General features: G+C 70.5%; 12 protein-coding genes. 6 read left to right on the top strand and 6 right to left on the bottom strand.

Annotated elements, in window-relative coordinates:
- Window positions 1–15 precede the first annotated feature (15 nt).
- Entirely contained in the window at window positions 16–792 is a 777-nt protein-coding gene (sufC, locus tag FFG40_RS12500; protein WP_017887269.1) for a Fe-S cluster assembly ATPase SufC, read from the top strand.
- The gene (locus FFG40_RS12495; RefSeq protein WP_017887270.1) at window positions 792–1,121 is read left to right on the top strand and encodes a metal-sulfur cluster assembly factor; all 330 of its coding nucleotides are present in this window, start codon (window positions 792–794) and stop codon (window positions 1,119–1,121) included. The genes sufC and FFG40_RS12495 overlap by 1 nt, the downstream gene beginning before the upstream one ends.
- Window positions 1,122–1,424: 303 nt before the next feature.
- Here FFG40_RS12495 and FFG40_RS12490 read toward each other — a convergent pair whose 3' ends face one another.
- Entirely contained in the window at window positions 1,425–2,024 is a 600-nt protein-coding gene (locus tag FFG40_RS12490; protein ID WP_111023032.1) for a biotin transporter BioY, read from the bottom strand.
- A gap of 115 nt (window positions 2,025–2,139) precedes the next feature.
- Here FFG40_RS12490 and FFG40_RS12485 point away from each other — a divergent pair, with 115 nt between their 5' ends.
- On the top strand, window positions 2,140–3,738 hold the full coding sequence (locus FFG40_RS12485) for an ABC-F family ATP-binding cassette domain-containing protein (RefSeq protein ID WP_138803548.1): 1,599 nt from the start codon (window positions 2,140–2,142) through the stop codon (window positions 3,736–3,738).
- Between the two features lie 742 nt (window positions 3,739–4,480).
- On the opposite strand, the gene FFG40_RS12480 is transcribed toward FFG40_RS12485, so the two are convergent.
- The 3 genes from FFG40_RS12480 to FFG40_RS12470 are packed head-to-tail and all read right to left on the bottom strand — an operon-like array spanning window position 4,481 to window position 6,173.
- On the bottom strand, window positions 4,481–5,446 hold the full coding sequence (locus tag FFG40_RS12480) for an SURF1 family protein (RefSeq protein ID WP_138803547.1): 966 nt from the start codon (window positions 5,444–5,446) through the stop codon (window positions 4,481–4,483).
- Window positions 5,443–5,751, bottom strand: coding sequence for a hypothetical protein (locus tag FFG40_RS12475; protein WP_371830589.1), 309 nt, complete (start codon window positions 5,749–5,751; stop codon window positions 5,443–5,445). The genes FFG40_RS12480 and FFG40_RS12475 overlap by 4 nt, the downstream gene beginning before the upstream one ends.
- Window positions 5,751–6,173, bottom strand: coding sequence for a DUF3099 domain-containing protein (locus tag FFG40_RS12470; protein WP_051596733.1), 423 nt, complete (start codon window positions 6,171–6,173; stop codon window positions 5,751–5,753). Before FFG40_RS12470 ends, FFG40_RS12475 begins: the two co-directional genes overlap by 1 nt.
- 165 nt (window positions 6,174–6,338) lie before the next feature.
- Between FFG40_RS12470 and fabG the strand changes: the two genes are divergently transcribed.
- Window positions 6,339–7,052, top strand: a complete 714-nt coding sequence (fabG, locus tag FFG40_RS12465; protein WP_027465673.1) for a 3-oxoacyl-ACP reductase FabG — start codon at window positions 6,339–6,341, stop codon at window positions 7,050–7,052.
- A gap of 12 nt (window positions 7,053–7,064) precedes the next feature.
- Here the strand turns inward: fabG and serB are convergent, their stop codons facing one another.
- Together serB and FFG40_RS12455 are read right to left on the bottom strand one after the other, a co-directional pair.
- On the bottom strand, window positions 7,065–7,703 hold the full coding sequence (gene serB, locus FFG40_RS12460) for a phosphoserine phosphatase SerB (RefSeq protein ID WP_138803546.1): 639 nt from the start codon (window positions 7,701–7,703) through the stop codon (window positions 7,065–7,067).
- Window positions 7,704–7,801: 98 nt separating this feature from the next.
- Window positions 7,802–9,043, bottom strand: a complete 1,242-nt coding sequence (locus tag FFG40_RS12455) for a glucose-1-phosphate adenylyltransferase (RefSeq protein ID WP_071244725.1) — start codon at window positions 9,041–9,043, stop codon at window positions 7,802–7,804.
- A gap of 47 nt (window positions 9,044–9,090) precedes the next feature.
- Between FFG40_RS12455 and glgA the strand changes: the two genes are divergently transcribed.
- On the top strand, window positions 9,091–10,290 hold the full coding sequence (glgA, locus tag FFG40_RS12450) for a glycogen synthase (RefSeq protein WP_138803545.1): 1,200 nt from the start codon (window positions 9,091–9,093) through the stop codon (window positions 10,288–10,290).
- A gap of 9 nt (window positions 10,291–10,299) precedes the next feature.
- Entirely contained in the window at window positions 10,300–11,082 is a 783-nt protein-coding gene (locus FFG40_RS12445) for an ABC transporter ATP-binding protein (protein ID WP_017887279.1), read from the top strand.
- The last annotated feature ends 77 nt before the right edge of the window (window positions 11,083–11,159 follow it).

Here is an 11,159-nt window from a genome sequence, read left to right as displayed (position 1 = left end):
AACCGAAGGAACGCAATGTCCACTCTGGAAATCCGTGACCTCAAGGTCTCGATCGACACCGATCAGGGCACCAAGGAGATCCTGAAGGGTGTCGACCTCACCATCAACGAGGGCGAGATCCACGCGATCATGGGGCCGAACGGCTCCGGCAAGTCCACCCTGGCGTACACGATCGCCGGGCACCCCCGGTACAACGTCGTCGGTGGCACGATCACCCTCGACGGCGAGGACGTCCTCGCGATGAGCGTCGACGAGCGCGCCCGTGCCGGCATGTTCCTGGCGATGCAGTACCCGGTCGAGATCCCCGGCGTGACGGTGTCGAACTTCCTCCGCACCGCCAAGACGGCGATCGACGGTGAGGCTCCGGCGCTCCGTGGCTGGATCAAGGAACTCCGCCAGTCGATGGCCGACCTGAAGATGGACTCGTCGTTCGCCGAGCGCAACGTCAACGAGGGCTTCTCCGGTGGCGAGAAGAAGCGCCACGAGATCATGCAGCTCGAGCTCCTCAAGCCGAAGTTCGCCGTCCTCGACGAGACCGACTCCGGCCTCGACGTCGACGCGTTGAAGATCGTCTCCGAGGGCGTCAACCGCGCCAAGGCCGCGACCGGCCTCGGTGTGCTGCTCATCACGCACTACACGCGCATCCTCCGCTACATCAAGCCGGACTTCGTGCACGTGTTCGTCGCCGGCAAGATCGCGGAGCAGGGCGGCCCCGAGCTCGCCGACCGCCTCGAGAACGAGGGCTACGACCGCTACGTCCAGGCCGTCGCCGCCGCCGAGGCGCAGGCCTGATGATCGCCGCACTCGCTCCCGACAAGTTCGACGAGGTCGTCGAGGGCCTGAAGGAGGTCCAGGACCCGGAGCTCGGCGTGAACATCGTCGACCTCGGCCTGATCTACGACCTCGCCTGGGACGACGACGCCAACGCGCTCGTCATCAGCATGACGCTCACCAGCGCGGGCTGCCCCCTGACCGACGTCATCGAGGGTGACACCGCGAACGCCCTCGACGGCATCGTGGACGCCTTCCGGATCAACTGGGTCTGGATGCCGCCGTGGGGTCCGGAACGGATCACCGACGACGGACGCGAGATGATGCGCGCCCTCGGGTTCGCGATCTAGTCGCGACCCACCACGGACGGGAGGCGCGGTGCCAGCTGGCACCGCGCCTCCCGTCCGTCTGTGCGCACGCCACGCGCGGGGCGCGCCGCCGAGTGGTCGCGCCCGCCCGCTCACGTTCGCCGGGCGGTCACGTTCTGTCGGCTGACGATGCTCCAGGCGACGGAACGTGACCAGTCGGCGTACGGCCGACGGGGAGTCGTGACCGACCGACGCCCGGCACGGCCCCGCACGGACTGTTCATCACCGCACCGGACGCAGAACGGCCCCGCACCGATCGGTGCGGGGCCGTTCTCGTGCGAAGCGTCAGCGGCGGCCGACGGCCTTCCACGCGAGCGGCAGGATGCCGGCGGCGATGAGCGCCTTGGCGATGCCACCGACGATGAACGGGTACAGGCCGGCGGCGAGCACCGACTGGACGTCGTTCGGGGCACCGAGCTGGCCGAGCGCCACGGCCAGGTACGGCAGACCGGTCACGAACGGGATGGCACTCGCGAGCAGCATCGCGACCGCCGCGCGACCGACGTGGCGGTCCCAGTTGCGGCGGGCGAGCCAGCCGACGAGCCCGGCGGCCGGGATGAAGCCGATGACGTACCCGAAGCTCGGCAGGGCCAGGGCCTGCAGGCCGCCCTGCATGTCGGCGAAGAACGGGGCACCCGCGAGTCCGGCGACGGCGTAGACGAGCAACGAGAGCATGCCGCGGCGTGCGCCGAGCGTCGCGCCGACGAGCACGACGGCGAGCGTCTGCCCGGTGATCGGGACCGGCCACATCGGGACCTCGAGCTGCGCCATGGCGGCGGTGAACAGGGCTCCGCCGGCGACGAGGGCGGCGTCGGTGGCCAGCCCGTGCGTGCGCAGACGGTCGGCGAGGACTGCGCGGGGAGCGAACCCGGTGGCGTTCGTCATGGATTCTCCTAGAATGGACTGCTGGTTCCGTTCGGAACCATCGGTCCCGTCAGCGTAGCGGTGCACCTCACGCACACACCGTTGTGCAAACCCACCAACTGATTGGACGTCCACTGTGCTTGCCGTGCACGAACTCGAGATCCGCGTCGGAGCTCGTCTCCTCATGGAAGACGTGTCCTTCCGTGTCGAGAAGGGCGACAAGATCGGACTCGTCGGCCGCAACGGCGCGGGGAAGACGACGATGACCAAGGCCCTCGCGGGCGAGACGCAGCCCACCGGCGGCAAGATCGAGCGCGGTGGCGAGATCGGCTACCTGCCGCAGGACCCCCGCTCCGGCGACCCGGAGGAGACCGCGCGGAAGCGCATCCTCGACGCCCGTGGGCTCGGTGAGCTCGTGGAGGGCATCCGCCTCGCGACCCTCGACATGGCGAGCGACGACGCGGCCGTGGCCGAGAAGGCGATGCGGCGCTACAGCCGCCTCGACGACCAGTTCAACGCGCTCGGTGGCTACGCGGCCGAGGCCGAGGCTGCCTCGATCGCGTCGAACCTGAAGCTGCCGGACCGCATCCTCGACCAGCAGCTCAAGACACTCTCGGGTGGTCAGCGCCGGCGCATCGAGCTCGCCCGGATCCTGTTCTCGGACGCCGAGACGATGATCCTCGACGAGCCGACCAACCACCTCGACGCCGACTCCGTCGTGTGGCTCCGCGAGCACCTGAAGACCTACCCCGGTGGCGTCATCATCATCTCCCACGACGTCGAGCTCGTCGACGAGGTCGTGAACCGCGTCTTCTACCTGGACGCCAACCGCCAGACCATCGACATCTACAACATGGGCTGGAAGCTGTACCAGCGGCAGCGCGTCGCCGACGAGGAGCGTCGCCGCAAGGAGCGCGCGGGAGCCGAGAAGAAGGCCGCCACGCTCAAGGACCAGGCCGCCCGGTTCGGTGCCAAGGCCTCGAAGGCCGCGGCAGCCCACCAGATGGTCGCGCGTGCCGACAAGCTGCTCGCCGGTTTGGAGGACGAGCGCGTCGCCGACCGGGTCGCGAAGATCCGCTTCCCCACCCCGGCGCCGTGCGGCCGCACCCCGCTGATGGCCGAGGGGCTGTCGAAGTCCTACGGGTCGCTCGAGATCTTCGCGGGTGTCGACCTGGCGATCGACCGCGGTTCGCGCGTGGTCATCCTCGGCTTCAACGGCGCGGGCAAGACGACGCTGCTGCGCATCCTGGCGGGTGCGGACCTGCCGGACACGGGCGAGATCCAGCCCGGGCACGGTCTGCGCATCGGCTACTACGCGCAGGAGCACGAGAACATCGACATCAACCGCACGGTGATCGAGAACATGGTGTCGGCGTCGACCGACCTCAACGAGACCGAGGCACGTCGGGTGCTCGGGTCCTTCCTGTTCACCGGCGACGACGGCTACAAGAAGGCCGGAGTCCTGTCCGGTGGCGAGAAGACCCGTCTGTCGCTCGCGATGATCGTGGTCTCCGGCGCGAACGTCCTGCTGCTCGACGAGCCGACGAACAACCTGGACCCGGCGTCGCGCGAGGAGATCCTCAATGCCCTCGCCGGCTTCGAGGGCGCGGTCGTCCTGGTGTCCCACGACGCCGGCGCGGTCGAGGCGCTCAACCCCGAGCGCGTGCTGCTGCTACCGGACGGTACCGAGGACCACTGGAACAAGGACTACGCGGAGCTCATCGAGCTCGCGTAGCCGGAGCGGCGCGCCTCCCGTCCGCACGGTGCTGCGTTCGCGGGCTGGGTGCCCGCTTGTGGCGCAACCCCGTGCGCGCAAGCGCGCACGGGGTTGCGAGGTGCGCACGGTGCGGCCTGGAGGCGCGGTGCCGGTGGAGCGCCGCGCCTCCCGTCCGCACGGTGCCGCGTTCGCGGGCCGGTGCGGCGTCGCGTGTTGGGTGCCTGCTTGTGGCGCTGCACGGTGCGCGCAAGCGCGCACGGGGTTGCGAGGTGCGCACGGTGCGGCCTGGAGGCGCGGTGCCGGTGGAGCGCCGCGCCTCCCGTCCGCACGGTGCCGTGTTCGCGGGCCGGTGCGGCGTTGCGTGTTGGGTGCCCGTTTGTGGCGCTGCACGGTGCGCGCAAGCGCGCACGGGGTTGCGAGGTGCGCACGGTGCGGCCTGGAGGCGCAGTGCCGGTGGTGCGCTGCGCCTCCCGTCCGCACGGTGCTGCGTTCGCTGGCCGGTGCGGCGTCGCGGGCTGGGTGCCCGCTTGTGGCGCTGCACGGTGCGCGCAAGCGCGCACGGGGTTGCGAGGTGCGCACGGTGCGGCCTGGAGGCGCGGTGCCGGTGGTGCGCTGCGCCTCCCGTCCGCACGGTGCCGTGTTCGCTGGCCGGTGCGGCGTTGCGTGTTGGGTGCCCGCTTGTGGCGCTGCACGGTGCGCGCAAGCGCGCACGGGGTTGCGAGGTGCGCACGGTGCGCTGACGCGCACACTCGGCCGCGCGTCAGCGACGTGACGCGATGAGCTCGTCCTCGATCTCGGCGTCGGTCTTCGGCTTCGCGTTCTTGCGGCGTTCGCGCTCGAGGGCGCGCTCGCGCTCCTCGGGGTCGTCCTGGTTGAGATTCCGGTGCTCCTGCACCATCACGTACGCCAGGAAGCCGAAGCCGCCAGCGGCGAACAGGAACCACTGGATGAAGTAGCTCAGGTGCAGCCCGGTGTCGGCGGTCGGACGCTCCCAGCCGAGCGGGCGGGCCTCGGTCGGGGCGGGGGACTCGGAGGCGAGCTGCCCGTACGCACCCGTCCAGATCGGGTCGTCGACCTTGTCCGCCACGTCGGCCAGCGTGACCGACTGCACCTGGTCGGTGTCCTTCGGGTCGGAGCGGCCGGGGATGCGCGGTTCGCTCTGCTGCAGGCGGACGATCGCGGTGACCTCGCCGGACGGGGGAGCGGGCACGTGGTCGGGGGCGTCCTGGGCGTTGCCGGTCGGCACCCACCCGCGGTCAACGATGAAGGCGCGGCCCTCGGACGTGACCAGGGGCGTCAGGACCTCGAACCCGGGCTGCCCGTTGTGCACGCGGTTGCGCACGAGCAGCTGCGAGTCGACGTCGTAGCGGCCGGTCACGGCGACCCGGAGCCACTCCTGCTCGTCCTGCCAGCTCGAGGCCTTCGGCAGCGCGCGGTCGAGGGGGACCGGGGTGTGGTCGTAGTTCTGCGCGACCTGCTCGTTCTGCCGGACGGCCTCGTTGCGCCGGTCCCACTGCCACATGCCGAACAGCGCGCAGACGACGGCGAAGGCGACGGCGATCGCGAAGTAGCCGAGCCAGCGGCGGCTCCGGACGAAGCGCCAGCCGACGAACGGTTCGCGGGGGTCGTGCTGCTGCGCCGGGGCACCCGACTCGGCGGACGCGCGCTGCAGCTTGGCGGCGTGCTTGCGGCCGTACCGGGACTGCGGGTCGAAGCCGTCGGTCATCGCGAGGTGCCGGTGGAGCGCACCCCGACGTCGTTCTTCGGCGCCGCGGTCGACTCGCGCTCGTCGTCGAGGTGGTCGACGTCCTCGTGCATGCCGGTGACGCGCACCGGGAACGAGCGGGAGCGCAGGTAGTCGGCGAGGAAGTCGCGGTGCTCTTCACACGCGGCCCAGATCTTCACGCGGTCGATCGCGTGGATCCGGGGGTTGCGCCAGTTCACACGCCACCCGGCGGTCGACACGCAGCCGGCGCGTGAGCAGACGGGGGTCGAACCCGGTTCGGTCTGCAGGTCGAACGTCGCACCCATCAGCGGGGCCCCCACATCTTCGATCGGTCGCCGTTGCGCTGCCACTCGTCCTGCGCGTGCTGCGCCTGCTGGCGGAGGCGGTCCTGCTCGTCGCGGTAGGCCTGGGCCCGGGCGTCCTCCTGCTGTTCGCGGAGACGCGGGTCGACGGCGTCGTAGAGCTCGATGGACCCGGCGGGGGAGATCATGTCGCTCTCGGTCCGGCTGCCGGCGTTCGCGATGACGACGGCGACCCAGGGGATCACCGCGGCCAGGACGATCGGGATGACCGCCAGCCACGAGTGCCAGATCGAGTACACGAGCACCGCGGAGATGAAGAGGACCACTCGGATGGCCATCTGCCAGACGTAGCGGGACAGGCGGTGCGCCCGGTCCTGCTCCGGTGTGTCCGGCAGCGACGTGATGCTCGTGTGCGTGCTCTTCATACAGATGGTCTCCGTCTACCCGTGGTCAAGCCTAATCCCGCCGGACCGATCGTGGGTGCGCCGCGCGCGAACCGGCGGGGTGGTCCGCTCCGGTACGCTCGTCCGGGCGTGTCCGCCGGGTCCCCGGCACCGCGTGCCGAGCAGATCCCACCGAACGGAGCGACCATGAGCACCCCCCGTACCGTCCTCATCACCGGCGGCAACCGCGGCATCGGCCACGCGCTGGCCGAGCGGTTCGTCGCCGCCGGCCACCGGGTCGCCGTGACGTCGCGCAGCGGTCAGGGTGGTCCCGAGGGCGCGCTGACGGTGCAGGCCGACATCACCGACACGGCCTCCGTCGACGCCGCGTTCACGCAGGTCGAGGCCGAGCTCGGCCCGATCGAGGTCCTGGTCGCGAACGCCGGCATCACGAACGACCAGCTGCTCCTCCGCATGTCCGAGGACGACTTCACCAGCGTGGTCGACACGAACCTCACGGGCACCTTCCGTGTCGTCAAGCGCGCCACGAAGGGCATGATGAAGGCCAAGTTCGGCCGCATCGTGCTGATGTCGAGCGTCGTGGGTGCCTACGGCCAGATCGGCCAGGTCAACTACGCGTCCTCGAAGGCCGCCCTGGTCGGCATGGCCCGGTCGATCACCCGTGAGCTCGGCTCGCGCGGGATCACCGCCAACGTCGTCGCGCCCGGCTTCATCCAGACGGACATGACCGCCGCGCTCTCCGACGAGCTGCAGGCCGAGTTCAAGAAGGCGATCCCGGCCGCCCGCTACGGCACGGTCGACGACGTCGCCGACGCCACGCTGTTCCTGGCGAGCGACGGCGCCGGGTACGTCTCCGGTGCGATCATCCCCGTCGACGGCGGCCTCGGGATGGGCCACTAGCCCTCGGACTGATCAGCCGCGCAGCCCGAGCGTCGCGAGCACGGCGGACAGGTCGCGGTCGACGACCGCGACGTCCGCCTGCTCCCGCACGCGCGGCTTCGCGTCGAACGCGACCGACAGCGCCGCGACGCGCATCATCTCGAGGTCGTTGGCGCCGTCCCCGATCGCGATCGTCCGTGCCGGGTCGACCCCGTCGGCGTCCGCCCACTCGTGGAGCGCGACGGCCTTGGCGTGTGCGTCCACCACGTCGCCGAGCACGCGACCGGTGAGCACGCCGTCGGTGACCTCGAGGCGGTTCGCCCGGCAGTGGTCGAGGCCGAGCTGCTCGGCGAACGGGTCGAGCACCTCGTGGAACCCGCCGGACACCACGCCGACGGTGCCGCCGGCGGCGTGCACCGCGCGGACGAGCTGGTCGGCGCCCCGCGTCACACGGACCGCCTGCTGTGCGCGGATGAAGACGTCTGCCTGGAGGCCCGCCAGGGTCGCGACACGCTCCCGGAGGCTCTCGGCGAAGTCGAGTTCCCCGCGCATGGCGCGCTCCGTGATCGCCGCCACCTGTGGCCGGGTCCCGGCGCTGTCGGCGAGCAGTTCGATCACCTCGTCCTCGAGGAGGGTGGAATCGGCATCGAGGACGACGAGGAAGCGGGGCACGCACCAACGGTACCGACTGAAGGAGGCACGGCTGCGTCCGTGACGCGAGCCGTGCCTCCAGGCCGTCCGATGGGGCTGCGCCCCGGGTGTCTGCTTCCCTACGCGTCGACGCGGACGCCCTTGCCGACCACGGTGATGCCCGACTCGGTGACGGTGAACCCGCGTGCCTCGTCGGCCTCTCGGTCGACGCCGACCTGCGCACCCGGCGCGAGGACGACGTCCTTGTCGAGGATGGCGCGGTTGACGACCGCTCCGGCACCGATGGTGGCGCGCTCGAACACGATCGAGTCGAGGACCTTCGCGCCGGAGTCGATCGAGCACCAGGGCCCGATCATGCTGCGCTCGACCTGCGCACCCGACACCAGGCAACCGAGCGACACGAGCGAGTCCACCGTGGACCCGGTGTTGCCGTTCGCGTCGCGGACGAACTTCGCCGGCGGCAGGTTCGTCTGCTGGTTGAAGATCGGCCAGTCCTGGTTGTACAGGTTGAAGACCGGGACCGGCGCGATGAGGTCCATGTGGGCGTCGAAGAACGAGTCGATGGTGCCCACGTCGCGCCAGTAGTACTTGTCGCGGTCGGTGGAACCGGGGACCTCGTTGCGCTGCAGGTCGTACACGCCGGCGTCGCCGCGGTTGACGAAGTCGGGGACGATGTCGCCGCCCATGTCGTGGGCCGAGGTCTCGAGCTGGCCGTCGCGCAGGACCGCGTCGACGAGGGCGTCCGCGTTGAACACGTAGTTGCCCATCGAGGCCAGGATCTCGCCGGGCGAGTCGGCCAGCCCGACGGCGTCCTTCGGCTTCTCGAGGAACGCCTCGATCTTCGTCGGGTCGTCGTCGGCCACCTGGATCACGCCGAACTGGTCGGCGAGCCCGATCGGCTGACGGATCGCCGCCACCGTGGCACTCCGGCCGGAGGCGATGTGCGCCTCGACCATCTGGTGGAAGTCCATCCGGTACACGTGGTCAGCACCGACGACGACGACGATGTCGGGGCGTTCGTCGCGCAGCAGGTTGAGCGACTGCAGGATCGCGTCGGCCGAGCCGGCGAACCAGCGCTTGCCGAGTCGCTGCTGCGCGGGGACGGACGCGACGTAGGAGCCGAGCAGCCCCTCCATGCGCCACGTCTCCGCGACGTGCCGGTCGAGACTGTGCGACTTGTACTGGGTCAGGACGACGATCTTCTGCAGACCGGAGTTGACCAGGTTCGACAGTGCGAAGTCGATGAGACGGAAGTTGCCGCCGAACGGGACGGCGGGCTTCGCGCGATCGGCCGTGAGCGGCATGAGTCGTTTGCCCTCGCCGCCGGCGAGCACGATGCCGAAGACCTTCTTTGGTGCCATGCCGCTCACAGTAGGCGTCAGCACTGGGAACCGGTTACGTTGAACCAGTGCGAGTCGATCTGCTGACCAGGGAGTATCCGCCGGAGGTCTACGGCGGAGCGGGTGTCCACGTGTCCGAACTCACCGCCGCGTTGCGGTCGGGGACGGACACGGAAGTCCGTGTCCGGGCCTTCGGGGCCTTCCGTGACGAACCCGACGTGTGGGGCTACCGGACCCCGGACGGCCTCGGCCAGGCGAACGGCGCGCTGCAGGCCCTCGGCACCGACGTGGCCATCGCGGCCGACGTCGAGGGTGCCGACCTCGTGCACTCCCACACCTGGTACGCGAACTCCGCGGGCCGGATCGCGCAGCTGACCTACGGCATCCCCCACATCGTCACCGCCCACAGCCTCGAGCCGCTCCGCCCGTGGAAGGCCGAGCAGCTCGGCGGCGGCTACCGCCTGTCCAGCTGGATGGAGCGCGAGGCGTTCGAACACGCCGACGGCGTCATCGCGGTCTCCAAGGCCATGCGTGCGGACATCCTGCGCTCGTACCCGTCGATCGACCCGGCGAAGGTCCACGTCGTCTACAACGGCATCGACATCGACGCGTGGAAGCCGACCGTCGACGAGGACGCCGTGCGCGCCCTCGGCATCGACCCGACGCGCCCGAGCGTCGTGTTCGTCGGACGCATCACCCGCCAGAAGGGCCTGCCGTACCTGCTCCGTGCCGTGGCGTCGCTGCCGTCGGACGTGCAGATCGTGCTGTGCGCGGGCGCGCCGGACACCCCCGAGATCCTGGCCGAGGTCACCGAGCTCGTCGACGGGCTCCGAGCCGACCGTGAGGGCGTCGTCTGGATCGACCGGATGCTCGCGCACCAGGAGATCGTGAACGTGCTGTCCTCGGGCACCGTCTTCGTGTGCCCGTCGGTCTACGAGCCGCTCGGCATCGTGAACCTCGAGGCGATGGCGTGCGGCATCCCGGTCGTCGGCACCGGCACCGGCGGCATCCCCGAGGTCGTCGCCGACGGGCTCACCGGCCGCATCGTCCCGATCGAGCAGGTGCAGGACGGCACCGGCACCCCGACCGACCCCGACCGCTTCGTGGCCGACCTCGCCGCGACCCTCACCGAGGTGCTCGCCGACGAGGGGCTGGCGAAGCTCATGGGACGCGCCGGACGGCTCCGTGTCGAGACCGAGTTCACCTGGGACGCGATCGCCACCAGGACACGGCAGGTCTACGACCAGGTGCTCGGCCAGAACCCGTAGGCTGGTCGCATGCCCTCGGTCGTGCGCTTGTCAGACGTCTCCGTGGTCCGCAACGGGGCCACCATCCTCGACGCGATCTCGTGGGAGGTACAGGACGACGAACGCTGGGTCGTGCTCGGCGCGAACGGTGCCGGCAAGACCACGCTGCTGCAGGTCGCCGGCGCCCAGACGTTCCCGACCTCGGGCGACGTCGAGGTGCTCGGCACCGAGCTCGGCGGCGCCGACCTGTTCGAGCTCCGCCCGCGCATCGGCTTCGCGTCGACCGCGCTGGCACGTCGCATCCCGGTGACCGAGAAGGTCATCGACGTCGTGCTCACCGCGGCGTACTCGGTGACGGGTCGCTGGAACGAGGAGTACGAGGAGCTCGACGTCCGCCGTGCGCAGCGCGTGCTCGAGGAGTGGGGCCTGGGGTCCTTCACCGACCGCACGTTCGGCGACCTCAGCGATGGCGAGCAGAAGCGCGTGCAGATCGCCCGCGCCGTGATGACCGACCCGGAGATCCTGTTCCTCGACGAACCGGCCGCGTCGCTCGACCTCGGCGCCCGCGAGAGCCTCGTCCGCACCCTCGGCGGCTACGCCCAGAGCGCGGACTCGCCGGCCATCGTCATCGTGACCCACCACGTCGAGGAGATCCCGGCCGGGTTCACTCACGCGCTCGTCCTCGCCGACGGCCACGTGCAGGCAGCCGGCCCCATCGACGAGGTCCTGACGGACCAGACCCTGACCGAGGCGTTCGGCATCGACCTCTCGGTCACCAAGGACGCCGGTCGCTACACGGCACGCGCCGCGTAGCGCTGCGATCCCGCCGTCTCTCTGGTATCGTGGACGGCTGGCGCAAGCCGACGACTTCCCGCGCAGTTCGCGCAATC

This window comes from Curtobacterium sp. KBS0715, assembly GCF_005938005.2.
Classification (GTDB): Bacteria; Actinomycetota; Actinomycetes; order Actinomycetales; family Microbacteriaceae; genus Curtobacterium; species Curtobacterium flaccumfaciens.
This window is presented reverse-complemented; position numbering and strand designations above follow the sequence as displayed.